Genomic DNA, 24,410 nt, shown 5'->3' on the forward strand with positions numbered 1-24,410 from the left:
CCTCGGGGCAACCATGGTGATTCCTCGGCATGTCATGCCTATTCCTCCGGCATTGGCGGTTTTCACGCGGCATTGGCGTGCAGACCTGCGATGATGTTTTCATCCCTTTTTTCGTGAAGTTTTCTGCATGCTGCTGACCCGTCATCTGGACGCCAACGCCACCCTGGTCTCGCTGATCCAGCCCCTTGCCAGTCGCGAGGGCTTCGTTGCTACCGCCTTGCCCGGGGTCAAGGTGCTGCGGGCCAGCTGCGATGTGGCGCGGGGCCCGCAGATCTACGAACCGAGCCTGATGATCATTGCCCAGGGCAGCAAGCTGGCCTACCTGGGCACGCGGACCCTGGAATACGGCGCCGGGCATTACCTGATCCAGGCCCTGTCGGTGCCCTTCGAGTGCGAAACCTTCGCCTTGCCGGATGCGCCATTGCTGGGGGTTTCCATCGCCATCGACCGGGCAGTGCTGAGCGAGCTGGTGCTGGCCATGGGCGTCAGCGAGGGCCGGGCGGCCTCGGCGCAGACCCTGGAGTCGATGACTTCGGCGGTGCTCGACGACGCCATGCGTGGCTGCGTGGAACGCCTGCTGCGCTGCCTGCACGATCCTCTGGAGTGCAAGGTCATGGGTCCTTCACGGGTGCGCGAGTTGCTCTTTGCCGCTTTGCGTGGGCCCCAGGCCGATGCGCTGCGGGCGCTGGTGGAGCAGCAGGGGCAGTTCGCCCGGGTTGCGGCCTCGCTCAACCACCTGCACGAGCACTACACCGAGCCGTTGAACGTCGAGACCCTGGCCCGCTGCGCCAACATGAGCACTTCGACCTTCCATGAGCACTTCAAGCGCAGCACCCTGCTGTCACCGGTGCAGTATCTGAAGCGCCTGCGCCTGCTCAAGGCCCAGCAGCTGCTGCTGGGAGAGGGGCTGGGCGTGGCCCAGGTGGCGCATCGTGTGGGCTACCAGAGCACTTCGCAGTTCAGCCGCGAGTACAAGCGCTACTTCGAACGCAACCCGGGCGAAGAACGCGCCGCCTGAAAACACCGCGCCCTTTGTAGGAGCTGGCTTGCCAGCGAAGGCGCTCTTGGGCCGGAGCAAGGCTTGGGGGGGGCTTCGCCGGCAAGCCGGCTCCTACAGGTTGCGGTGTCGCCGAATCCCGGGCATGAAAAAGGCCCCCATAAAGGGGGCCTTCTTATATCGCAGCGGCTTACATGTTCGGGTAAGTCGGGCCGCCAGCGCCTTCCGGGGTGACCCAGGTGATGTTCTGGGCCGGGTCCTTGATGTCGCAGGTCTTGCAGTGCACGCAGTTCTGGGCGTTGATCTGGAAGCGCTTCTCGCCATCTTCCTGGGTGATCACTTCATACACGCCGGCCGGGCAGTAGCGCTGGGCAGGCTCGTCGTACAGCGGCAGGTTGCGGCCGAGCGGGATGCTCGGGTCGGTCAGCTTCAGGTGGCACGGCTGTTCTTCTTCGTGGTTGGTACCGGAGATGAACACCGAGCTCAGTTTGTCGAAGCTGAGTTTGCCGTCGGGTTTCGGGTAGTCGATCTTCACGCAGTCCTTGGCCAGCTTCAGGCAGGCGTAGTCCGGCTTGGTGTCGTGCAGGGTGAAGGGCAGCTTGCCGCCGAAGATGTTCTGGTCCATCCAGTTGAAGCCGGCGCCGATGATCGGGCCGAACTTGTGCATGGCCGGGCCGAAGTTGCGGCTGGCGAACAGTTCTTCGTACAGCCAGCTGGACTTGAACGAGTCGACGTAGCTCTTGAGCTCGTCGGCGCCTTCGGAACCGGCGAACAGCGAGTCGGCCACGGCATCGGCGGCGAGCATGCCGGACTTCATGGCGGTGTGGCTGCCCTTGATCTTGGCGAAGTTCAGGGTGCCCAGGTCGCAGCCGATCAGTGCGCCGCCCTTGAATACCATCTTCGGCAGCGAGTTCAGGCCGCCCTTGCAGATGGCCCGGGCGCCGTAGCTGATGCGCTTGCCGCCTTCCAGGTACTGCTTGAGCACCGGGTGATGCTTGAGGCGCTGGAATTCATCGAACGGCGACAGGTAGGTGTTGGCGTAGGACAGGTCGACGATCAGGCCCACCACCACCTGGTTGTTTTCCAGGTGATAGAGGAAGGAGCCGCCGGTGTTCTCGTTGCTCATGATGTCCAGCGGCCAGCCGGCGGTGTGTACCACCAGGCCTGGCTGGTGCTTGGCCGGATCGATTTCCCAGATTTCCTTGAGGCCGATGCCGTAGTGCTGGGCGTCGGCGTCGCTGTCCAGGTTGAACTGCTTGATCAGCTGCTTGCCGATATGGCCACGGCAGCCTTCGGCGAACAGGGTGTATTTGCCGCGCAGTTCCATGCCAGGGGTATAGAGGCCGTCCTTTGGATGGCCTTCACGGTCGACACCCAGGTCACCGGTGATGATCCCGCGGACCACGCCGTTTTCGTCGATCAGGGCTTCCTGGGCGGCGAAGCCCGGGTAGATCTCCACACCCAGGTTCTCGGCCTGCTGGGCCAGCCAGCGGCACAGGTTACCCAGGGAAATGATGTAGTTGCCTTCGTTGTGCATGGTCTTGGGCACAAAGAAGTCTGGAACCTTGGTGGCCGCTTCACCGCTGCGCAGGACATAGATGTCGTCGCGGGTGACCGGGGTGTTGAGCGGGGCGCCCAGCTCTTTCCAGTCCGGGAACAGCTCGTTCAGGGCCCGTGGTTCGAACACGGCACCGGAAAGGATGTGAGCACCGACTTCGGAGCCTTTTTCAACCACGCAGACGCTGATTTCCTTGCCGGCTTCAGCGGCCTTCTGCTTAAGGCGGCAAGCGGCGGACAAGCCTGCGGGGCCGGCACCGACGATGACCACGTCGAATTCCATGTATTCGCGTTCCACTAGGCTATCTCCTACTCAAGGCTCAACGGTTTTTTCTAATTGGAGGTTTGGCGTTGCATCCGCGCTTTCTCCCATCACACAGGGGGGGAGGAGGTGAGGATGGCCGACCTTTCTCTCTGGGCGGCGCATTATATCTACACCACTCTCAGCGTCCAATACAAACGTTTGTTTGAATTTGCCGCAGCCCAGATAAATCAAAGAAGCGCGGCTTATAAACGGCTATTTTGCCGTATTGACCGGAAAAGGCGTTCCGGTCAAGATACGGTCGGTTTTGCGCTCGCCGTAGGCTGACTGTTGGTTTCAAGAGCACCTCTAAAGACAGGGCAAAGGCAGTAAAGGTGACGCGCCGCGCAGCTTGAATCTGCGCAGTTTACACGCCGCGATAATGAATGACCCGTCGGTCACCACTGACGAGCGGTCATCACCCCGTGAGCAAGGTCAACCTTTGTGCGCCAGCGTTTTTGGAGGTGCCCTTGTGCCGATGAGCATCAACCGCCAGGTTCTCGCCTAGGCGACTTTCTTTTCACCGGAGAGTAACGAGGAATCCATGAAGGTTCTTGTAGCTGTCAAACGAGTGGTCGACTATAACGTCAAGGTTCGCGTCAAAGCGGACAACTCCGGCGTCGACCTCGCCAACGTCAAGATGTCGATGAACCCTTTCTGCGAAATCGCAGTGGAAGAAGCCGTACGCCTGAAAGAGAAAGGTGTAGCGACTGAAATCGTCGTCGTCTCCATCGGTCCTGCTACTGCTCAAGAGCAACTGCGTACCGCCCTGGCACTGGGTGCCGATCGCGCGATCCTCGTCGAGTCCGCTGAAGAGTTGAACTCCCTGGCCGTGGCCAAGCTGCTCAAGGCCGTGGTCGACAAGGAACAGCCTCAGCTGGTGATCCTCGGCAAACAGGCCATCGATAGCGACAACAACCAGACCGGCCAGATGCTGGCGGCCCTGAGCGGTTACGCTCAAGGCACCTTCGCCTCCAAGGTCGAAGTGGCTGGCGACAAGGTCAATGTCACCCGTGAAATCGACGGTGGCCTGCAGACCGTTGCGCTGAACCTGCCAGCCATCGTCACCACCGACCTGCGTTTGAACGAGCCGCGCTACGCGTCTTTGCCAAACATCATGAAAGCCAAGAAGAAGCCGCTTGAAACGCTGACTCCTGATGCTTTGGGCGTTTCCACCGCCTCCACCAACAAGACCCTGAAAGTCGAAGCGCCGGCTGCCCGCAGCGCAGGCATCAAAGTCAAGTCGGTGGCTGAACTGGTCGAGAAACTGAAAAACGAAGCGAAGGTAATCTGACATGACTATCTTGGTAATCGCCGAACACGATAACAAGGCGCTGGCTCCGGCCACCCTGAACACCGTTGCTGCTGCTGCCAAAATCGGTGGTGACGTGCATGTACTGGTAGCCGGCCAGGGCGTTGGCGCTGTGGCTGAAGCTGCGGCCAAGATCGCTGGCGTGGCTAAAGTGCTGGTGGCCGACAACGCCGCCTACGCTCACCAACTGCCGGAAAACGTTGCGCCGCTGGTGGCCGAACTGGGCGCTGGCTACAGCCACATCCTGGCTGCCGCTACTTCCAACGGCAAAAACATCCTGCCGCGGGTTGCCGCTCAGCTGGACGTCGACCAGATCTCCGAGATCATCTCGGTAGAAAGCGCTGATACCTTCAAGCGTCCGATCTATGCCGGTAACGCCATCGCTACCGTGCAGTCCTCGGCTGCCCTGAAAGTCATCACCGTGCGTGCCACCGGCTTCGACGCCGTTGCCGCTGAAGGTGGTTCGGCCGCGGTTGAAGCCGTCGGCGCCGCTCACGATGCCGGCAAGTCGAGCTTCGTTGGCGAAGAGCTGGCCAAGTCCGACCGTCCTGAACTGACCGCTGCCAAGATCGTCGTTTCCGGCGGCCGCGGCATGCAGAACGGCGACAACTTCAAGCACCTGTACGCCCTGGCCGACAAGCTCGGCGCTGCTGTCGGCGCTTCCCGCGCTGCGGTGGACGCAGGCTTCGTACCGAACGACATGCAGGTCGGCCAGACCGGCAAGATCGTTGCGCCACAGCTGTACATCGCCGTCGGTATCTCCGGCGCGATCCAGCATTTGGCCGGCATGAAAGACTCCAAGGTGATCGTTGCGATCAACAAGGACGAAGAAGCTCCGATCTTCCAGGTGGCCGATTACGGTCTGGTGGCGGACTTGTTCGAAGCCGTACCTGAGCTGGAGAAGCTGGTCTAATCCGGCGGCTTCACTTATAAAGAGCCCGGCCCCTTGGCCGGGCTTTTTTTATGTGTTTTTTTTGCTGGGGAGAATTTCGCCATGGATCTGCGCCGCATGAGTGGCTGGTCAGCGCTGTTGGGCCTGACGTTGTTGCCATCGCTGTCGATGGCTGCAGGCAAGTGCGAACGCCTGGTGGTCACCGGTAGCCCGGATGCACCGCCGTACCTGTGGCGCGACCCGCAAAATCCCAAGCACCTGATCGGGGCCAGCGCCGATCTGTTGCAGCAGGTGGCGGGAGAGCTGGGGCTCAAGGTCGAATTGCTGTATGCCGGCAAGCGTTCCGAGGCCCTGGATGAAGTGCGCAGCGGGCGCATGGATCTGTTGGCCGACGCGCCCCTGACCTTGAACGAGCTGGAGTCCCTGGACTACATCCATCCGGCCCTGGTGCAGAATGACTACCTGGTGTGGACCCGCAAGGACTCGACCCTGAGCTATACCCAGCCGGCGGATCTTGCCGGCCATCCCGGCGCGGTATCGGAAAAGGCCCGGCTGACCCAGCCTTTCCAGGCCATGGCCAAGGCGCACCTGCAACTCAAGCCTCTGCCGAACCTGACCCAGGTGTTCCAGACCTTGCTCCTGGGGGAAGTGGACTACGTTCTGGCGCCGCGTTACGCGGGCATGGCCATGGCCCAGTCCTTGGGGATGGCGGCGGATCTGGCGTCCTTTCCCCAGCCGGTCGACAAACCGGGGCTGTTTCTCGCGCTGTCCCACAACTCCGCCTGCAATGACCCATGGTTGCGCGGACAGTTGGCCAAAAAGATGACAGAATTGCCCGCGTCCGGTCTGACGGAGGCCTTGCTGCAGCGCAATCTGGAGCGCTGGAAGGCTCAGATGCAGCAACCCGTCAGCAGCCCAAAACCGTAGGAATATCGTGTGACTATTCGACCTATTTTCGCTGCCCTGGCCCTTCTGGCCCTGGCGGGTTGTGCAACCGATCCCGCACCCAACGAACAGATGCGCCTCACGGCCCAGGCGCTGGAACAAGCCAAGGCCGTGGGGGCTTCAGTCGACGACGTGCCTGAGTTGAAACTGGCCGAAGACAAGTACTCCCGGGCCCAGGGCAATATGCAGGATGAGTCCTACAAGAAGGCACGGATGCGTGCCGAGCAGGCGGAGCTGGATGCGCGCCTGGCGGAGGCAAAAGTCTTGACCCAGAAGAGCCAGGAACAGGTGAACGTGCTCAATACCCGTATCACGCGTCTGCGCAAACAGCTGGGAGACGCCCAATGAAACTGATCAAGCCACTGTTTGCCAGCGCTGTACTGCTGGCCGGCGCCAGTCTCGTTGGCTGTGCCGGCCAGCACAGCGAAGAAGCCCTGCAACAGGCCGGCAATGACTTCCAGAAGGTCAAGGAGGACTCCAATGTGCTGCGTATCGCGCCCAAGGACGTGATCCGTGCCGGTGAGTCTCTGGCCCGTGCCGATCGCCTGTCCAGCTATTGGGGCAGCGGTGGCGACGTGGAGCATTACGCCTACTTGAGCAGTCGTTACAGTGCAATTGCCCGTGAGCACACGGAGCTGGCGCTGAACCAGGAACAGGCGGCCAAGCTCGAACTGGAGCGTCAGCGCCTGCAACTGGCCTTGCGCGAGGCTAAGTTGCTCAGCGTGCAGCAGCAGGGCAAGTGGCTGGAGGAGCAGATCATCAGCCTGGCGACAACCCAGACTGATCGCGGTCTGGTCATGACCCTGGGGGACGTGCTGTTCGATACCGGCGAGGCGGAGCTGAAGAGTTCGGCCAATCGCACGGTGCTCAAGGTGGTGCAGTTTCTCCAGCTCAACCCCAAGCGCGTGGTGCGCATTGAGGGTTACACCGACAACACCGGCGAAAAGCAGAGCAATCTGCAGTTGTCCCGCGATCGGGCGCAGTCGGTGGCGGATGTGCTGGTGGACCTGGGCATCGACGAGAAGCGGATCCAGGTCGAGGGCTATGGCGACGACTATCCGGTAGAGGCCAATGCCTCCGAGCGGGGGCGGGCACAGAACCGTCGGGTCGAGATCGTCTTCTCCGATGAAAAGGGCCAGCTCGGCGCTGCTCGCTGAAACCCAGCGGATGCCCTGAAAAAACCCGACGCCTGCCAGGCGCCGGGTTTTTTCATGTCTGTCACAAGGTTCACAAAAACCCTACAGTTCTGCTTTTCACTGCCCGGTGTCCTCGACTATTGTAGAAACTGTCCCAGTACACTTCTAAACTGTGCCGGTATTGTTTCACACAAGAATAAAACGCCGTGAAATCGAGTGCTGCGCCATGACCAATCTCTTGCTCTATCAACGTATCGCTCAGCAGCTGGCTGAGGATATTCGCCGTGGTGTCTACCAGCCGGGGGAGCGTGTACCGTCGGTGCGCAAGATGAGCTCGCAGCTCAACGTCAGCCACGCCACGGTGCTTCAGGCCTACGCCAACCTGGAAGACCAGGGGCTGATCCGTGCGCGCCCGCAGTCGGGCTACTACGTGCACCAGACGCCGGCGCTGACGGCGCCCACGCCGGATATCGCCCGAGTCGAGCGTCCGGGCCTGGTCACCCGCAGCAGCATCATTCATCAGGTGCTGGTGGAGTCTCGCCGCGAAGGAGTCTTTCCCTTGGGGGCCGCAGTGCCCAGCGTCGACTACCTGCCGGTACGGGCGCTGCACCAGCAGTTGGCCAAGGTCACCCGTTTCCACAGTCCCCGGGCGTTCAGCTACATGTTCAGCCCGGGGTTCGAGCCGCTGCGGCGGCAGGTGGCGATCCGCATGCGCGATGCCGGCGTCGTGGTCGACCCCTCGGAGGTAGTGATTACCCATGGCTGTGTCGATGCCCTGCAGATGTCGCTGCGGGTCCTGACGCGACCGGGCGACCTGATCGCCGCAGAGTCGCCGACCTATTACGGCCTGCTGCAACTGGCAGACCTGCTGGGGCTCAAGGTCATCGAGATTCCCAGCGATCCCTCCACGGGGATGAGCCTCGAAGCGTTGCAGCTGGCAGCCAACCAATGGTCGATCAAGGCCCTGGTATTGACCACGCGCCTGAGCAATCCCCTGGGCGGCACCATGCCGGAGGAGCGGCAGAAGCAACTGCTGCGCCTGGCCTCGGACTTCGATATCCAGGTGGTCGAGGACGATATCTACGGCGAGTTGATGTTCGAGGTGGGGCGAACCAAGGCCCTCAAGGCCTATGACCGGCTGGACCGGGTGATCTACTGCTCGAGCTTTTCCAAGACCCTGTCACCGGGGGTGCGCATCGGCTGGATGATTGCTGGCAAGTTCCAGCAGGAGATCCAGCGATTGCAGACATTCAGCACCCATTCGGCCTGCAGCGTGACCCAGATGGGGGTCGCGGCCTATCTGGAGAATGGCGGTTATGACCGGCATTTACGCTACATCCGCCAGGAATATCGCAAGAACCTGAGCGCCTTCCAGCTGGCGGTACAGCAGTACTTTCCGGAGGGCACGCAAATCACCCGGCCCAATGGTGGCTTTATTCTGTGGGTCAGCCTGCCGGGCCGGGTCAACACCCAGGAATTGCACGTGCGTGCCCTGCAGCAGGGCATCAGCGTTGCACCGGGGCTGATCTTCAGTAATACCGAGCAGTTCAACCACTGCGTACGCCTGAACTGCGGAACGCCCTGGAACCGTGAGGCCGAGCGGGCCTTGATGACTCTGGGGATGCTGGCCAGTCAGTTGTGCCAGGAAGCGGCCGGCGGATTCTAAACAATGTGGCCCCATGCTTGTCATGGGGCCTGCAACAAGCGAGCATAGGGCACCTTTTGTCGATCTACCTGCCTTTATGAAAGCCTTTTTCCCTACCTTCTGGTTATGTGCCTGCCTGTTGGGAGTTGCCGCTGTCACGCCTGCCCAGGCTGCCTCGGCTGCGGATAAACCGGCCGCCGGTACGTCGCACCCGAGCCCATCGAGCACCGCCAAGAAAGCTCCTGCAAGCAAGGCTTCCGCAAGCAAGACCAAGAGCAAGGCCCCGGCCAACGCCGCCAAGGCCAAGCCTGCAAACAAGAAGCCCCCTGCCAAGTCCAAGTGGGCCTATCAAGACATCAAGACCCCCTTGACCAGCCCCAAGCTGGACTTGAGCCTGCCGCCGGAAATGGTCAAGCACCTGCAGCCCGTGGGCAGCGTCCCCTTGCCCAAGCGCGAGCCGTTGCTGCCGCCGATGTTTGGCGAGAAGCCCAAGGAAGACAGTCCGTTCCAGCTCAACGGCCGTCTGCTCAGCAATGAAATGCAATTGCAGCTGCGCAACGAGGAGCGTCGGGATATCGAAGGCGCCGCCCTGGATTTCGAGTTCAAGCAATAAAAACTTCTGCCTGCCTGTGACCGGGTTGACCGACACTTTGTCGGAGACTGATCAGTCACGCACAGTTGCGGGGAAAATCCGTTCTTTGAGTAATTTTAAACGGCTGTTTTAGCGGTTACTCTTGGCGGGCGTCATTTAACACTTTGCTTGTCGCAAGGAGCTTTTCGTCATGAACTGCCGTGAGGGTTGTGGCGCCTGCTGCATCGCCCCTTCCATCAGCACCCCGATCCCCGGAATGCCTCAGGGCAAGCCGGCCGGAGAACGTTGCCTGCATCTTTCTGTCGAACATCTGTGTGGCCTGTTCGGCATGCCAGAGCGGCCGGCTGTTTGCGGGGCGTTTCAGGCGGATCTTGAGGTGTGTGGCGAAAGCCGTGAAGAAGCCATCCGGCTGATCGGGTGGTGGGAGCAAGTGACAGCGGCCTAGGCTCAAAGTGTTCTCAATGAACGGAACTTCAACAATAAGGAATAAGACAATGGGTTCGCTGCATCGAATGGCTGTGCTCTGTGGTTTAACCGTGCTGTTGTCGGCAACGGCCCACGCCGAAGACTGGCAAACGGCCAAGGACGAAGACGGCATCAAGATCTCCCTGAGTGAAGTGGCCGGCTCCAAATACAAGGCCTATCGTGGTGTGACCACCATGAAGACCTCCATCGCCAAGCTCCGTGCGCTGCAGGAAGACGTGGCTGGCGCCTGTTCCTGGATCCACGAGTGCAAGACCCAGAAGCTGCTCAAGCACGAAGGTGATCAAAGCTGGACCTACACCCAGTTCAACACCCCGTGGCCGGTCACCGCCCGTGACTCGGTGCTGCACATCACCACCAGCGAAGCGGCTGATGGCAGCCTGACCCGCAAGCTCGAAGGCGTGCCGACCTACATCCCCGAAGAGAAAGGCTTCGTACGCGTGGCTCAGGTCGAGGGTTACTGGAAGTTCGTCCCCAAAGGTGCTGACCAGGTTGAGGTGACTTACCAGGTGCACACCGAGCCGGGGGGTAGCGTACCGTCCTGGCTGGCCAACAAGTTTGTGGTCGATGCGCCCTTCAACACCCTGAAGGCGCTCAAGGTCCGTGCCGAAAAGCCGTGAGCGGTCGAAGTTTCTGCTGATTCACTCAGGCCGCCTTCGGGCGGCCTTTTCATGAGCGTGCGGTGGAACGTTTGCCCAGGGTCCAGGGTCGAGATGCTGTAGGCCCACTCATGGGGCTATCGAGGAGGCACTGATGCAAAAGTGGCAAGTCACTTTCGTTGATGATCATGGTGTCCAGTCCGTCGAGCATTTCGATTGCGACCAGCAACCGACGATGGAGCGTGCCGCGCAACTGGTACGGGCCAAGCTGTTGCCAGTGAGTGCCGAACTGGATCTCAATGATCTGGACGGGCGCACCGAGGCACCGACCCTCAAGAGCCTGAAAGAGCAGAACAGTATTCAGATTCTCAGCATCATGCCGATCTAGAGGGGGTAGAGACCGCTCCTGCAGCAAATTCTGGCGGCGTCCAGAGGTTGACGCTAATCTGCAAACGAGATCAGCGAACTCTTCGCTAGGCTCTGGTCTTGTCAGCTCCATGCTTGTTTCCCGACGACCCTCCCCGGGTCGTGATACCGGTCACTTTGTCGGTGGGTCGGGAAGCACGGAAAGTCTATCCATCGGTTTGAGGAGGACGTTTCATGAGCACAGCCGTTCAAGAAGACATCAGCAGCAGTGTGCTGCGCCGCATGAAAGAAGGCGGTTTTGACTTTTCACGATTCCATCCCATCGAGTTCTACGCCATTTTCCCGGATGAGGAGCGGGCGCGCAGGGCGGCAGGACATTTTCGCGGTGAATCCTTGAATGCCCAGATCAGCGTGCGTGACGATGGCGCCTGGTACCTGGAGTTGAGCAAGGTGATGTACGCCACCTATGGCGGCATCGGGGATTTTGAACAGGACTTCGAGGCGGTGGTCGAGCCCCTGGGCGGCATCATTGAAGGCTGGGGCGTGAAGCAGGAGGTTCGCGGGCGCCTGGTATGACCCGCGTTTAGCGCTGCAAGACTGACAATTGGCTGGCCCGCGGGCCGGCCAATTGCATTTTCGGGGGCTGCAAAAGGTAAAAAAAAGCCACCCGCGAGGGTGGCTAAAAGGGAAGACCGGCCAGGAGAGGAGGTGGCTCGGGGCAGCCCGAGCACGGTGGTCATCAATCTCATCAAGGTTGCAGCAGGGGCTTCATCAGGCTGGATGAAGTGTGTGTCGATGGACGGATTATCTGCGTGGGTGGCCCGGCCGTGAAATCAACTCTGACTATGCCGCTGATAGCCAGAGTTGCTGGTGCGCCAGGGCGCAGGGGGGGAGGTCATTGCGGCAGTTGCTTGCGCCCGGCCATGTGCTTGAGATAACCCAGCAAGAGTTCCAGCTCCGTGTCCGGCAGGACGCTGCTGCTGAACCCCGGCATTTTTGCCTGGGGCCAGCGCCTCAGGCTTTGCGGGTCGCGGATATAGCGCTTGAGGAAGTCTCTCGTGAAGTACTCGGTGGGGCTGTAGGGAATGTTCAGGTCCGGGCCGAACTGCGAATCGCCGGCCCCGTTGAGCCGGTGGCAGGCCAGGCAGTTCTTCTGGAACAGGGCAAAACCCTGGTTGAGCGGATCATTCGCGGCCAGTTTCGGGTCCGGGGCCAGGGCCGGGAAGCGCTCGGCTACCGGGGCCAGGCGCTGAATGCGGGCAACCTGGAATGGCCACTGTTCGGGGCTGATGTGGCCGGCCGCTGGATCGCTCCAGACCAGATAGAACGGCCCGGCGCTGGGCTTGTCCGCCGCCAGCGCCGGCCAGGGCTTGGCCGGGTCCTCGATGGCCAGCCAGGCCTGGGCGCCTTGGCGGTTGAGCAACGGCCCTGCGCTGAGCTCCGCGGCAAAGCCATCCAGGGCCACGGCCTGCAGGTGATCCGCGGCCTTCAGGCCCTTGAGCAGGAGCGCCATGGGCACGGCCCGGTACTGCATATCGCGCTTGTAGGACACATCGTCCTTGATGGTGATGTTCTGGGCGTCCGGATGCTTGAGCAGCTCTTCGGTCTGCCAGGTGTGGCTGCCGGAGCCCAGGTCGATCAGCAGTTGCGCAGCGTGCAACGAGGTGCTCAACAGCAGGGTCGAGCAGAGCAGGAGAGCTTTCAATTGATGGCCGTCGGGTCGTCGTCAGTGGGTTCATCGCCGGGAAGTACATCGTCGGGTCGCGACACATGGTCGAACAGGGCGTCCCGGAGTTCTTCGTAGTTGCCGCCGTTCACGATACCGAAATAACCGTGCTTGACCAGGGTGTCTTCGGCTTCCAGGGCATGCTGGTTGGTATCGCTGTAGATCACTACCGTGGCGTTGGGGTCCAGCACCACCTTGCGCAGCTGGTAGGCCAGGCCCTCAGCGCTGATGCCCGTGCCATCCTCCAGTTCGAGATTGACCTGCAGCGAGTTGTGGACGTTGCCGGCGGCAAAGTCGCTTTCGCTGCGCAGGTCGAGGATCAGGGCGCCGTCATTGATTTCGTCCACCGCGCGATTGACGTCAATGATCCCGGCATGAGCGTCGAAAGCGCTCAAGAGTGTGGCAAGTGCAATCCAATGGCGCATGAGTCTTCCCCGTCGTGTTCCTCAGGAAGACTGGCACACAAGTCCGTGCCCCGGTAGGAACCGGGGACAATTTTCTGACTCGTTGAACGAACAGCCACGGATCAGCCGATCACTTTGGTGAGATTCGGCAAGATCAGCAGCAGTGTGGTTGCAAAGAGAATGAGCCCCGCCTGACGTACTTTCGAATGTTTGAACATGGCTGAATGCCTTTTGTTGTTATTCCTGAGCATCAATGCATGCCGATTGGTGCATTTCACTATGAGCCGGCAATGTGTCCCTTTTCTTACCTGTCCCAGCGCAAAATCCGTCTGAGACTTCCTACAGCTTCTACCTTAGGGGCCTTGAATCCCCTGGCTTAGATCCAATTCATATGAAGTTGTAGCCAGTGGTCATGAAAAAGCTATAAATCTGCCTCTGCAGCGGATGGCCGCCCTTTGGCTAGACAGTTCGCGACCCTTCATCGGCGGATCCCTTAGCTGCCTACCGTTCGTCTGAGCGTGAGCGTCAAGGCGGCTGAGCGCATCGGTCATTGAATCCATGGCTGTCGCGCCTAAGGTGGGAGCTCGACATTTTCCCCTGCACAGCGGTTCGAGGACGTCATGACCCAAGCTTTGATATTCGATGCGTTACGCACGCCCCGTGGCAAAGGCAAGGCCGATGGCGCCCTGCACAGCGTGAAACCGGTGAACCTGGCGGCGGGCCTGCTGCGGGCCCTGCAACAGCGCTGCGAACTCGATACCAGCCAGGTGGACGATGTGGTCCTGGGCTGTGTGACACCCATTGGCGATCAGGGCGCGGACATTGCCAAGACTGCGGTGCAGGCGGCGGACTGGGACGTCAGCGTGGCCGGGGTGCAGATCAACCGTTTCTGCGCATCGGGTCTCGAGGCGGTCAACCTCGGGGCGATGAAGGTGCGCTCGGGGTTCGAGGAGCTGGTGGTGGTCGGCGGCGTCGAGTCCATGTCGCGAGTGCCCATGGGCAGCGACGGCGGAGCCTGGGTCCTGGACCCGGAGACCAACCTGCACAGCCATTTCACCCCGCAGGGAATTGGTGCGGACCTGATCGCGACACTGGAAGGCTTTTCCCGCCAGGACGTCGATCGGTTCGCCCTGCAATCCCAGCAGAAGGCCGCTCGGGCCCGTGCCGAAGGTGCTTTCAGCAAGTCCCTGGTGCTGGTGCAGGACCAGAATGGCATCGTGCTGCTGGCCCATGACGAGTTCATACGCGCCGACTCGACCCTGGAAGGCCTGGGCAGCCTCAAGCCGAGTTTCGAGATGATGGGGCAGATGGGTTTCGACGCTACGGCGTTGCGGGTCTACAGCCATGTTGAACGCATCAACCATGTGCACACTCCGGGCAACAGTTCGGGCATCGTCGACGGCGCTGCGCTGATGCTGATCGGCTCCGAGACCAAGGGGCGCGAACTGGGGCTCACGCCGCGGGCGCGGATTGTCGCCACGGCGGTCACCAGCACCGACCCGACCATCATGCTCACCGGCCCTGCGCCGGCCACCCGCAAGGCCCTGGCCAAGGCCGGGTTGCGGGTCGAGGACATCGACCTGTTCGAGGTCAACGAAGCCTTTGCTTCGGTGGTACTCAAGTTCATCAAGGACATGGCCATCGATCCGGCCAAGGTCAACGTCAATGGTGGCTCCATCGCCATGGGCCACCCCCTGGGCGCCACCGGGTGCGCAATCCTCGGCACCTTGCTCGACGAACTGGAGGCCCGGCGCCAGCGCTACGGCCTGGCCACGCTCTGTGTCGGCGGCGGCATGGGCATCGCCACCATCATCGAACGGCTCTGAGCCCCGACTTCAAGGAATCCCTTTCATGACCGATGCCATCCGTTACGAAAAAGGCCAGGACCAGATCGTGGTCCTGACCATCGATATGCCGGGCCAGAGCGCCAACACCATGAATGCCGTGTACCGCGATGCCATGGCGGGGGCCGTGGCCCGACTGCAGGCCGAGCAGGCAGCCATCGCCGGAGTGATCATTACCTCGGCGAAGAAAACCTTCTTTGCCGGCGGCGACCTCAATGAGCTGATCAAGGTCGGCAAGCCCGAGGCCAAGGCCTTCTACGACATGGTGTTGACCCTCAAGGGCCAGTTGCGGGCCCTGGAGACCCTGGGCAAACCGGTGGTGGCCGCGATCAATGGCGCGGCCCTGGGCGGCGGCTGGGAAATCTGCCTGGCCTGCCATCACCGGATAGCACTGGAGGGTAAGTCGGTCCAGGTCGGCTTGCCGGAAGTCACCCTGGGCCTGCTGCCTGGTGGCGGCGGGGTGGTGCGCATGGTGCGCATGCTGGGCCTGGAAAAAGCCTTGCCGTACCTGCTGGAAGGCAAGAAAGTACGTCCGCCGCAGGCGTTGCAGGCTGGCCTGGTCGATGAGCTGGCGACCGATCCTGATGAGCTGCTGGCCAAGGCCCGAGCCTGGATCCTCGCCAATCCGGCGGCCAAGCAGCCCTGGGATGTCCGCGGCTACCAGATTCCCGGCGGCACACCGTCGAACCCGAAAGTCGCGCAGATGCTGGCCATCGCGCCTTCGATCCTGCGCACCAAGACCCAGGGCTGCTTCCCGGCCCCGGAAAAGATCCTCTGTGCTGCCGTCGAAGGCGCCCAGGTGGATTTCGACACTGCGCAATTGATCGAGACCCGCTACTTCACCGAGCTGACCACCGGCCAGGTGGCGAAGAACATGATCGGCACCTTCTGGTTCCAGCTCAACGAGATCAATGCCGGTGGCTCGCGTCCTCAAGGCATTGCGACTCAAGTGACGAAAAAACTCGGGGTGCTCGGCGCCGGCATGATGGGGGCGGGGATCGCCTACGTCAGCGCGGTGGCGGGTATCGAGGTGGTCCTCAAGGACATCAGCCCCGAGGCGGCCGAGAAGGGCAAGGCCCACTCGGCGGCGCTGCTGGAGAAGAAGGTCGCTCGCGGGCAGTTGAGCAGCGAGCAGCGGGACGCGACCCTGGCGCGGATCGTCACCACTGCCGAGGATGCCGACCTGGCCGGTTGCGACCTGATCATCGAGGCAGTCTTCGAGGACCGGGCGCTCAAGGCCCAGGTGTCCAAGGCCGCGCAGCAGGTGGTTGGCGCGGACGCGGTGATCGCCTCCAATACCTCGACCCTGCCGATCACCGGGCTGGCCACGGCGGTGCTCAATCCGGACAAGTTCATCGGCCTGCATTTCTTCAGCCCGGTGGAAAAGATGCCCCTGGTGGAGATCATCAAAGGGGCTAAGACCAGTGATGAAACCCTGGCCCGTGGCTTTGATTTCGTCCTGCAGATCAAGAAGACGCCAATCGTGGTCAACGACAGCCGGGGCTTCTTCACCTCGCGGGTATTTGGCACCTTCACCAATGAAGGCATTGCCATGCTCGGCGAGGGCATCGGCGCACCGATGATCGAAGCCGAGGCGCGCAAGGCGGGGATGCCGGTGGGGCCGCTGGCGATCTCCGACGAGGTGTCCCTGAGCCTGATGAGCCACATTCGCCAGCAGACCGTCAAAGACCTGCAAGCCGAGGGCAAGCCGGCCATCGAGCATCCGGCGTTTGCCGTGATCGACCTGCTGCTCAACGAGTACAAGCGGGCGGGCAAGGCGAGCGGTGGCGGTTTCTACGACTACCCGGCCGCAGGCCAGAAACACCTGTGGCCGGAGTTGCGCACGCGCTTCTACAAGGCCGACGGGCAGATCTCGCCCCAGGATGTGCGCGATCGCCTGCTCTTTATCCAGGCGATTGAAACCGTGCGCTGCGTGGAGGAGGGGGTGTTGCTGTCCACCGCAGACGCCAACATCGGTTCGATCTTCGGCATAGGCTTCGCGGCCTGGAGCGGTGGTGCGTTGCAATTCATCAACCAGTACGGGGTGCAGGATTTCGTTGCCCGTGCGCAGTACCTGGCGCAGCAGTACGGCGAGCGTTTCACGCCGCCGGCCCTGCTGGTGGAAAAGGCTCGCCAGGGCCAATTGTTCTGAGGTTGGCGGGCAGCAAATGACACATTCCGGGGCTTGCCTTGCCGTGGTATTTCAAGGCAGGCTCTGGGTGTTCATTATTGCCATCGCCTTGTCAGGAATTTTTTATGTCGCTACGCATCTGCATTCTTGAAACCGATATCCTGCGTCCCGAACTGGTCGATCAATATCAGGGTTACGGGCAGATGTTCCAGCGCCTGTTTTCCCAGCAGCCCATCGCTGCCGAGTTCAGTGTGTACAACGTGGTCCAGGGGCAATACCCCGACGCGCAGCTGGAGTTCGATGCTTATCTGGTGACGGGCAGCAAGGCCGATTCCTTCGGCACCGATCCCTGGATCCAGACCCTCAAGACCTACCTGCTGGGCCGCTATGAGCGTGGTGACAAGCTGCTGGGCATCTGTTTCGGCCATCAGTTGCTGGCCTTGCTGCTGGGCGGCAAGAGCGAGCGGGCGAGCCAGGGCTGGGGGGTGGGCACCCACAGCTACCAGTTGGCCGCCAAGGCGCCATGGATGAGCCCGGTGGTGGAGGAGTTGACCCTGCTGATCAGCCACCAGGATCAGGTCACCGCCTTGCCGGAAAACGCCACGGTGATCGCCTCCAGCGATTTCTGTCCTTACGCGGCGTACCACATCAACGATCAGGTCCTGTGTTTCCAGGGCCATCCCGAGTTCATCCACGATTATTCCCGGGCCCTGCTGGACCTGCGCCAGGAATTCCTCGGTGAGCAGATCTACCGCAAGGGCGTGGCGAGCCTGGAGCACGACCATCACGGTGCCACCGTTGCCGAGTGGATGATGCGTTTTGTCGCCCACAAGCCCAAGGCGGCATGACGGCCGTTGCGGCCCTGTGCATCCGGCACGGGGCCAAGGTGCTGCTAGAGCCAGCCTGAGCGCTTGAAGCTGGCCCAGAGGCCAACACAGCCCACGCTGATGAACCCCAGGACCCCGAAGTAGCCGTAGTGCCAGCTCAGTTCGGGCATGTTCTGGAAGTTCATCCCGTAGATTCCCGCCACTGCCGTCGGAAATGCCAGGATCGCCGCCCAGGCCGCGAACTTGCGCTGCACGATGCTTTGTCGCGACGCCTCCAGCAGCACGCCGATCTCGATGGTCTGGCTGGCGATGTCGCGTAGGGTCGAGAGGTCCTCCATCTGCCGGGTGACATGAATCTGCACGTCACGAAAGTACGGCCGCATGTTCTTGTCGATGAACGGAAAACTGAGCTTCTGCAGCTCCTCGCTGATCTCCACCATCGGCGCCACATGGCGGCGCAGGCGCAATACGTCGCGGCGCAGGCCGTGGAGGTTCTGGATATCCCGCTCGTTCAGCGAGTTGCACAGCACGTTGCGTTCCAGCTCGTCGATCTCGGCGTGGATCGCCTCGCTGACGGGCTGGTAGTTCTCGGTGACGAAATCCAGCAGCGCATAGAGCACGAAGTCTTCGCCGTGCTCCAGTAGCAACGGGCGCGCTTCGCAGCGTTGGCGCACGTAGCCATAGGAGGCCGAGTGGCCGTTGCGGGCGGTGATGATGTAGCCATTGCCGGCAAAGATGTGGGTTTCGATGAACTCCAGCTTGCCGTCGGTGCGTACCGGCGAATAGGTGACGATGAACAAGGCATCGCCGAAGGTTTCCAGTTTGGGCCGGCTGTGCTTTTCCAGGGCGTCTTCGATGGCCAGTTCATGCAGGTTGAACTGGCGCTGCAGGTTGGCCAGCTCGTGGGCGTTGGGTTCTTCCAGACCGATCCAGACGAAGTGGCCGGGTTTCGCGGCCCAGGCAGCCCCTTCGTCGAGGCTGATATCAGTGACTTTCTTTCCACCGCTGTAAACGGCGGCAGCAACAACTCTACCCATGGTTCCGGTTCACTTCTTCTTATCAATGGGGCGATGACAGACCAGCAGCTTAGCCTGCAATGCTGCATCAGAGTCACTGCCGATGCATGAGTTCGCTGACAAATAAAAGCCCGCACGAGGCGGGCTTTGGGGCGTCAGGGGATTGCCGGCAGGCATTCAGGCCGTTTGCAGCTGGCGATCCATGCTGGCGATGCATTCGCGCATCTGCTCGCGGCATTGGGTGATCAGCAGCGGCATGTCGTCCAGGGTCAGCCCGGCGGTGGGGATGGCTGGCAACGAGCGGATCAGGATCTTGCCGCTGTTCCAGCGATTCAGGCGCATGTGCTTGATGTAGCTGCTGACGCATACCGGCACGATCGGTACGCCGGCGGCGATGGCCATCTGAAATGCACCTTTCTTGAACGGCAGCAGCTCCTCGCCGAGGTTGCGTGTGCCCTCCGGGAAGACCCAGATCGAGGTGTCCTTGTGCTGCAGGGTGTGGGTGGTGGTGAGCATCGAGCGCCGCGCCTTCTGCGCATTGCCGCGGTCGATCAGCACATTGCCCGCCAGCCAGAACAGCTGGCCGAACAGCGGCACCCACTTCAGGCTCTTCTTGCCGATGCACACCGTGCGTCGAGGTACCACGTTGCCGAACACGAACAGGTCGTAGTTGGACTGGTGGTTGGCGATGATCACACAGCCATCGGGCTTGTCCATCAGCGGACCGACCTCCGCCTTGACCCGCAACCGCAGGATGCACATGGCCGGCCAGGCATAGAGGCGGGCGCACAGGCGGCTGTTGTCCGGGTTGAACGGGCGGCACAGCCCGAGTAGCAGGCCCAGGCTGCCGGCGACGATAAAGTGCAGGCCCATCAACAACATGCGAAACAGATACAGCATCTAAACGGCCCACCGGGGACAAAAGGTGGCGCAGTGTACGGATGTGCACTATTTTCGGCAATTGCCGTTCTTAGCCCGGAGATGGGCGATGTTTAAGTACATGTTTCCAATTGTGCTTGGCCGTGGCGGTCTAGAGCGCTTGCTATCAGCTGTTTGGCCACGCAATAAAAAGCCCGACATCTGGGTCGGGCTGATTCAGGGAGCGCCGGGAAGGTTAACCCAGGTGTTCCTGATCCTGGATGATGGCGTTGTCCAGGGTGTCCAGCAGAGCCTTGCGCACCTTCAGCTTGGTGTTCTTGTGGGCCTGCATGTTGATCTTCTTCAACTGGCGTGCAGCGGCCAAGGCGGTACTTTGCAGCTCTTCGGCGTTCACTACCTTGTCGAGGAAGCCGGCATCCACGGCGCTCTGCGGGTCGAACATCTCGCCGTTGATCACCGAGCGGTGGAACGCCGAGCGTCGCAGGCGATCACGGGCCAGTTCGATTCCGGCGTGGTGCATGGTCATGCCGATCTGCACTTCGTTCAGGCCGATGCTGAACGGGCCGTTGACGCCGATCCGGTAGTCCGCCGAGAGCAGCAGGAAGGCCCCCTTGGCCACCGCGTGGCCAGGGCACGCGACGATCACCGGGAAGGGGTGGGACAACAGGCGGCGGGCCAGGGTCGAGCCCTGGGTCACCAGGGCCACGGCTTCCTTGGGACCTGCGGTCATGACCTTTAGGTCGTAGCCGCCGGAGAGAATTCCTGGCTGGCCGGTGATGATCACGACTGCACGATCAGCCGTGGCCTGATCCAGCGCGGCGTTGAAGGCGGCAATCACGTCCGGGGAGATGGCATTGACCTTGCCATTGCTCAAGGTCAGGGTCGCGATACCGTCTTCGAGATGGTAGGTAATCAACTCACTCATGACGCAATTCCTTGTATTGAAGTGCAGCAGACGTTACCCATCGCAGCAGATCAGGTAAAGCGCCGTGACTGACTGGTGAGTCAGGCATTGGGCCGGGTATGGGCTTGCATGGCGCAGCAGGCCACGCAGAGTTTCTTCTATATAGCTGTGGGCGAGGCTGGAGAATGGCTGGTTTGCCTTGTCCACGACCCTGGCCGAATCCCCTTCAACGACAGAACGTCCTTAAGCGCATGAAAATTCTGAAAAAAACCTTTGCCATCTGAAAAGCTTTCGACTACATTAGCGCGCCTCGACAGACTGAATCGGTTTGACGAGATACGGTGAAGTGTCCGAGTGGCTTAAGGAGCACGCCTGGAAAGTGTGTATACAGGAAACTGTATCGAGAGTTCGAATCTCTCCTTCACCGCCACATTTGAAACGACAAAACCCCTGAAAACGTTGAAGTTTTCAGGGGTTTTGTGTTTTCAGAGAGGCAAAAAAGCCCATATGAGAGCCCCATGGGAATACGGGCTGCTAATTTGTCTACGTTCGAACCCGTTCTAGGGGCTTTGTCACCATTCGGTGCTTGAATACCCAGGGCGTGCTGCAGCATGCCGATGACGTCCGAGCCGTCCTCGTTGATCCACATGCCGTAGTGCTGCCGGATCATGTTCGCGCTGGTATGCCCCACCTGCTCTGTGATCCAGTCCACTGATGCCAGACCAGTGGTCAGCAACTAGCTGGCATATGTGTGGCGGCACTGGCCATGCCCGCGATATCGAACGCCGGCCGCTTTCAAGTGCGCGTTGACGAGCCTGTCCCTCACGACAAAGTCACTGACGTGCGGCAAACCGCTCTTGGTGTTCAGGAGCACGAAGTGCAGTTTGTGCTTGCGGACTGTCTTGTTATCCCGCTCCACAATATCGACAGTGTCTACGGTCTTGAGCTGGTTGATGGCGTCAAGCTTGCGTAGGGTATCCCTCGCGGGCTCCAGCAAGCGCACCTTGCGCGTCGAGCGTCGGGTTTTCGTCACGCGGTAGGCTCCGCGCACCTTGGTGTGGCGGAGAGTGACTGTCCCCTGTTTCATATCGACGTCCTCCCACGCCAGCGCAATGGTCTCCGACACCCGTGGGCCTGCCCAAATCATAAACTGCACCATCAGCAGTTCCTGGGCGCAGTTGGTGGGTGTTTCGGATCTCTCCTTCATCGCCAAATTTGAAACGACTAAATCACTGAAAATATTGAAGTTTTAAGGGTTTTTTGTTTTCGGGAGGGGCGAAAAAAGGTCCATATGGGAACATCCAAGGGAACACTTGAGGATTCTGTTCAGCGCCCGACCTCCGAATTTCTCTCTCAGCACTGCAGGGCGGGGCGGATCTAGGCCTACGGCTCTTGCTGAAGGCATGGAAGCGATGGGCTCAACTATTCGTGGCACTGAAATACTATTACTCTGCTTTGTATGGCCGACGATCAATCCGGTCATCTACATACGAGGGAGCGATGACAGTATCCAATCTAGAAAACTACCGGAAAGATCTGAGCGCGTTGCTCCAAGAGGGCGGGGTAGTTCTTCAAGCGCTTCGCCGTGATGCGGATGGTAAGGACGAATGGCGAGCCCGTTTGGCAAGGGCGGGGTGGACCGAGGAAAAAATTGAAATTTATTAAAGTAAGCTCAAGCCCTTTCGGATTTGCTACCACCACTGTTATTCGGAAACTCTGGTCGTTGTAAGGCAGTTACTTTCCGACCGGTATGTGGACTTCGTGAAATTTTATGAGCGACCAAAAACGCGAAAGTCTTTTGATGTCGAGACTTATCGAATAGAGAACGCGTGCCAGTCCCTTTCGTCGACTCGGTAAAACGAGGGGGGCGTTGACATGTCTGGCGCTATTCAATTGCAGCAGCAGATAGCGATCCTTGAGTCCATAGAAAAACGTTTCGAAAGTTCGCTCTTTGATATCAAGCAATTGGTGCTGACTGATCTCTTTGACTCTGAACTCGACGTTGCCAGAGAACTACTAAAAAATAAATTTTCTCGTGCTGCGGGGGGGGGGGCATCGGAGTCTTACTGGAAGGATATCTGAAGCAAGTATTTGATAACCATAATCTACCCAAGAAGTCTAGCGCTATTGCAGTGCTAAATGATGCGCTAATAGTAGCGGGTGTCATTGAGTTGTCGCAGTCTAGGCATGTTCAGTTTATTGGCGATATTCGTAATAAATGTGGTCATAAAAACTCGACTGATCCAACGGTTGGTGAGGTAGGTGAACTAATTGTTGGAGTCGATAAGATTATAAAAACTATTTCCTGAACCACTTGCAGGGGCCAATATGGCCCCTTTGAGAGTTTTCCCAGAATTTCAGGGCAAGTTGAAGCTGGACTACCCCCATTCCAATAGATATTTTCTGGCCTCATAACGAGGCGCTTTCAAGGGCCTCAGCACTGACGCCGCCCAAGTGACTATGATGGCGAGTACGGTTGTAAAGCACTTCGATGTAATCGAACACATTGGCTCGAGCCGGATCGCGGGTTTTATAGATGCGCTTGCGTATGCGCTCTTTCTTTAGGCTGCTGAAAAAGGACTCAGCCACAGCATTATCCAAGCAGTTGCCGCGCCGACTCATGCTGGGTTCTAGGTTGTTGGCAGCACAGAATCGTTTCCAATCATCACTGCCGTACTGGCTCCCCTGATCTAAGTCAATGATGACCCGACTCTTGGGCTTGCGTCGCCATAGGGCCATAAGCCATGCACCCAAGGTCAACTCGCGGGCTATATCGACTTCATCGATCAGCCAGCCACCTTGCGTGCATACAGATCTACTACCACAGTCAAGTACAGCCAGCCTTGCCAGGTGCGGATGTAGGTGATGTCGGTGGGCGCATCGACGGTGAACTTTCGGTTGAGATGGTTGGGGGCGATGATTGAGGGGGCGCCCAGCGATCGGGCGGGGGGGGGGCTTGTATCCGCGTAGCGTCTTGATCTTGTGGACGTGCATCAAACGAGCAGCACGATGCTTGCCGCAGGTTTCCCCCTCGCCTCCCGTAGATCGCCCAAGACGCGGCGCTCACCATAAACTCCACGACTTGCGGCGGAGAAGCTGCGGATCAGTTGGAGCAGCCGGTGGGTGTCCTGCGCACGATCAGAAACGGGCTTGTGCAGCGATTGATAGAGCCCGGCACGAGCAATTCGCAACACTCTACACATGGTAGCGCCTGCATGCTGATGGCGATGCTCGTTCATAACGCGGTACTTCAGTCGGACTCCCTGGCAAAATACCGCGCGGCTTTTTTAGGATAACTCGCTCTTCTTCAAGGCGGCGCATCTGGGCCCTTAGCCGTAGGATTTCGCTCTTGGCTTCGAGCAATTCGCTGGCCTGATTTTCTGCTTTATCAGGGGGCGGCGCTCACCCATTTGTGGGGACTATGAGTCGAGACGCCGAGGCGTGCGGCAATCTCCGCGACTGAATAGCCGCGTTCAACCACCTGCCTGACGGCTTCCGCCTTGAATTCTGGGGTGTATCGCTGGGTACTCATAGACTTCCTCCTATGCTCAAAGCATAGGCCTGGGATGTCTACCTTTCCGGGGACAGTCCAGAAAATTAACGATTTCGGCCAGGAAAAATCGTACAAAGAGGAGTGTTTCTAAATGTATAATGTATTTTTGGCGTAGGAATGTTCTGCGTTTTTCTAGACACAAGTGACCATTTGCTAAAGAATGCACCGGTTATTTTGTAATAAAAACGCAGTATTTTCCTCAGAAAGACTCCAGTGATTTTACTTAATTTATAGCTGAAAGACCCTGTGCCACTTTGTATTCGCATTTGCGGCATCGAGAGGGTGGGAGCCGTAGCTGATT

At 59.9% G+C, this 24,410-nt stretch carries 23 protein-coding genes, 1 tRNA gene and 2 pseudogenes; 18 read left to right on the plus strand and 8 right to left on the minus strand.

Annotation, left to right across the window (positions count from 1 at the left end; translation table 11 throughout):
* The first annotated feature begins 127 nt into the window (after nt 1-127).
* The gene (locus ACZ5BO_RS10610) at nt 128-1,018 is read left to right on the plus strand and encodes an AraC family transcriptional regulator (protein WP_025128722.1); all 891 of its coding nucleotides are present in this window, start codon (nt 128-130) and stop codon (nt 1,016-1,018) included.
* A gap of 169 nt (nt 1,019-1,187) precedes the next feature.
* Here ACZ5BO_RS10610 and ACZ5BO_RS10615 read toward each other — a convergent pair whose 3' ends face one another.
* Nucleotides 1,188-2,852: an electron transfer flavoprotein-ubiquinone oxidoreductase gene (locus ACZ5BO_RS10615; protein WP_025128723.1), complete on the minus strand. Its 1,665-nt coding sequence runs from the start codon at nt 2,850-2,852 to the stop codon at nt 1,188-1,190.
* A 99-nt stretch (nt 2,853-2,951) separates the two neighbouring features.
* Here ACZ5BO_RS10615 and ACZ5BO_RS10620 point away from each other — a divergent pair, with 99 nt between their 5' ends.
* From ACZ5BO_RS10620 to ACZ5BO_RS10675, 12 genes are all read left to right on the plus strand, one after another.
* Nucleotides 2,952-3,143 carry a hypothetical protein gene (locus ACZ5BO_RS10620; RefSeq protein WP_102863892.1) on the plus strand — a complete coding sequence of 64 codons (192 nt, stop codon included), beginning with the start codon at nt 2,952-2,954 and terminating at the stop codon, nt 3,141-3,143.
* A gap of 256 nt (nt 3,144-3,399) precedes the next feature.
* Entirely contained in the window at nt 3,400-4,149 is a 750-nt protein-coding gene (locus ACZ5BO_RS10625) for an electron transfer flavoprotein subunit beta/FixA family protein (protein WP_185699531.1), read from the plus strand.
* Between the two features lies 1 nt (nt 4,150).
* Entirely contained in the window at nt 4,151-5,080 is a 930-nt protein-coding gene (locus ACZ5BO_RS10630) for an electron transfer flavoprotein subunit alpha/FixB family protein (protein ID WP_464699612.1), read from the plus strand.
* Between the two features lie 81 nt (nt 5,081-5,161).
* A complete protein-coding gene (locus ACZ5BO_RS10635; RefSeq protein ID WP_464699614.1) occupies nt 5,162-5,986 on the plus strand; it encodes a substrate-binding periplasmic protein in 825 nt (274 codons plus the stop codon).
* A 9-nt stretch (nt 5,987-5,995) separates the two neighbouring features.
* Nucleotides 5,996-6,352 (plus strand): DUF4398 domain-containing protein, encoded by a 357-nt coding sequence (locus ACZ5BO_RS10640; protein WP_464699616.1) that lies wholly within the window; start codon nt 5,996-5,998, stop codon nt 6,350-6,352.
* Nucleotides 6,349-7,161 carry an OmpA family protein gene (locus tag ACZ5BO_RS10645; RefSeq protein WP_025128727.1) on the plus strand — a complete coding sequence of 271 codons (813 nt, stop codon included), beginning with the start codon at nt 6,349-6,351 and terminating at the stop codon, nt 7,159-7,161. The genes ACZ5BO_RS10640 and ACZ5BO_RS10645 overlap by 4 nt, the downstream gene beginning before the upstream one ends.
* A gap of 205 nt (nt 7,162-7,366) precedes the next feature.
* On the plus strand, nt 7,367-8,806 hold the full coding sequence (locus tag ACZ5BO_RS10650) for an aminotransferase-like domain-containing protein (RefSeq protein ID WP_025128728.1): 1,440 nt from the start codon (nt 7,367-7,369) through the stop codon (nt 8,804-8,806).
* A gap of 76 nt (nt 8,807-8,882) precedes the next feature.
* Nucleotides 8,883-9,398: a hypothetical protein gene (locus ACZ5BO_RS10655; protein ID WP_025128729.1), complete on the plus strand. Its 516-nt coding sequence runs from the start codon at nt 8,883-8,885 to the stop codon at nt 9,396-9,398.
* 169 nt (nt 9,399-9,567) lie between these two features.
* Nucleotides 9,568-9,822 carry a YkgJ family cysteine cluster protein gene (locus tag ACZ5BO_RS10660; RefSeq protein WP_081818659.1) on the plus strand — a complete coding sequence of 85 codons (255 nt, stop codon included), beginning with the start codon at nt 9,568-9,570 and terminating at the stop codon, nt 9,820-9,822.
* Between the two features lie 49 nt (nt 9,823-9,871).
* Nucleotides 9,872-10,480, plus strand: coding sequence for an START domain-containing protein (locus tag ACZ5BO_RS10665; protein ID WP_464699619.1), 609 nt, complete (start codon nt 9,872-9,874; stop codon nt 10,478-10,480).
* 133 nt (nt 10,481-10,613) lie between these two features.
* Complete coding sequence (locus ACZ5BO_RS10670) at nt 10,614-10,847, plus strand: hypothetical protein (protein ID WP_025128732.1); 234 nt, start codon at nt 10,614-10,616, stop codon at nt 10,845-10,847.
* 212 nt (nt 10,848-11,059) lie between these two features.
* Nucleotides 11,060-11,401 (plus strand): ribonuclease E inhibitor RraB, encoded by a 342-nt coding sequence (locus ACZ5BO_RS10675; RefSeq protein WP_025128733.1) that lies wholly within the window; start codon nt 11,060-11,062, stop codon nt 11,399-11,401.
* 319 nt (nt 11,402-11,720) lie between these two features.
* Here ACZ5BO_RS10675 and ACZ5BO_RS10680 read toward each other — a convergent pair whose 3' ends face one another.
* Both ACZ5BO_RS10680 and ACZ5BO_RS10685 read right to left on the minus strand, forming a co-directional pair.
* Nucleotides 11,721-12,530 carry a c-type cytochrome gene (locus ACZ5BO_RS10680; protein ID WP_464699622.1) on the minus strand — a complete coding sequence of 270 codons (810 nt, stop codon included), beginning with the start codon at nt 12,528-12,530 and terminating at the stop codon, nt 11,721-11,723.
* Nucleotides 12,527-12,976 carry a rhodanese-like domain-containing protein gene (locus ACZ5BO_RS10685; RefSeq protein WP_025128735.1) on the minus strand — a complete coding sequence of 150 codons (450 nt, stop codon included), beginning with the start codon at nt 12,974-12,976 and terminating at the stop codon, nt 12,527-12,529. The genes ACZ5BO_RS10680 and ACZ5BO_RS10685 overlap by 4 nt, the downstream gene beginning before the upstream one ends.
* 599 nt (nt 12,977-13,575) lie before the next feature.
* Here ACZ5BO_RS10685 and ACZ5BO_RS10690 point away from each other — a divergent pair.
* From ACZ5BO_RS10690 to ACZ5BO_RS10700, 3 genes are all read left to right on the plus strand, one after another.
* The gene (locus tag ACZ5BO_RS10690) at nt 13,576-14,781 is read left to right on the plus strand and encodes an acetyl-CoA C-acetyltransferase (RefSeq protein WP_464699624.1); all 1,206 of its coding nucleotides are present in this window, start codon (nt 13,576-13,578) and stop codon (nt 14,779-14,781) included.
* Nucleotides 14,782-14,806: 25 nt separating this feature from the next.
* Complete coding sequence (locus tag ACZ5BO_RS10695) at nt 14,807-16,951, plus strand: 3-hydroxyacyl-CoA dehydrogenase NAD-binding domain-containing protein (protein WP_464699626.1); 2,145 nt, start codon at nt 14,807-14,809, stop codon at nt 16,949-16,951.
* Nucleotides 16,952-17,055: 104 nt separating this feature from the next.
* Complete coding sequence (locus tag ACZ5BO_RS10700) at nt 17,056-17,778, plus strand: amidotransferase (RefSeq protein ID WP_025128738.1); 723 nt, start codon at nt 17,056-17,058, stop codon at nt 17,776-17,778.
* 44 nt (nt 17,779-17,822) lie between these two features.
* Here ACZ5BO_RS10700 and ACZ5BO_RS10705 read toward each other — a convergent pair whose 3' ends face one another.
* The 3 genes from ACZ5BO_RS10705 to ACZ5BO_RS10715 form a co-directional block, all read right to left on the minus strand.
* The gene (locus ACZ5BO_RS10705; RefSeq protein ID WP_025128739.1) at nt 17,823-18,794 is read right to left on the minus strand and encodes a magnesium and cobalt transport protein CorA; all 972 of its coding nucleotides are present in this window, start codon (nt 18,792-18,794) and stop codon (nt 17,823-17,825) included.
* A 156-nt stretch (nt 18,795-18,950) separates the two neighbouring features.
* Nucleotides 18,951-19,673: a lysophospholipid acyltransferase family protein gene (locus ACZ5BO_RS10710; RefSeq protein ID WP_464699628.1), complete on the minus strand. Its 723-nt coding sequence runs from the start codon at nt 19,671-19,673 to the stop codon at nt 18,951-18,953.
* A 214-nt stretch (nt 19,674-19,887) separates the two neighbouring features.
* Complete coding sequence (locus ACZ5BO_RS10715) at nt 19,888-20,577, minus strand: crotonase/enoyl-CoA hydratase family protein (RefSeq protein WP_025128741.1); 690 nt, start codon at nt 20,575-20,577, stop codon at nt 19,888-19,890.
* Nucleotides 20,578-20,896: 319 nt separating this feature from the next.
* Between ACZ5BO_RS10715 and ACZ5BO_RS10720 the strand changes: the two genes are divergently transcribed.
* A tRNA-Ser gene (locus ACZ5BO_RS10720) sits at nt 20,897-20,986 on the plus strand.
* 165 nt (nt 20,987-21,151) lie between these two features.
* Here ACZ5BO_RS10720 and ACZ5BO_RS10725 read toward each other — a convergent pair.
* Nucleotides 21,152-21,748 (minus strand): annotated as a pseudogene (locus ACZ5BO_RS10725) (tyrosine-type recombinase/integrase); the annotation flags it as partial.
* A 683-nt stretch (nt 21,749-22,431) separates the two neighbouring features.
* Here ACZ5BO_RS10725 and ACZ5BO_RS10730 point away from each other — a divergent pair.
* Complete coding sequence (locus ACZ5BO_RS10730) at nt 22,432-22,638, plus strand: hypothetical protein (RefSeq protein WP_464699630.1); 207 nt, start codon at nt 22,432-22,434, stop codon at nt 22,636-22,638.
* A gap of 327 nt (nt 22,639-22,965) precedes the next feature.
* Here ACZ5BO_RS10730 and ACZ5BO_RS10735 read toward each other — a convergent pair.
* A pseudogene (locus tag ACZ5BO_RS10735) lies at nt 22,966-24,088 on the minus strand (IS3 family transposase).
* Nucleotides 24,089-24,410 lie beyond the last annotated feature (322 nt).

The organism is Pseudomonas sp. FFPRI_1, from assembly GCF_055384485.1.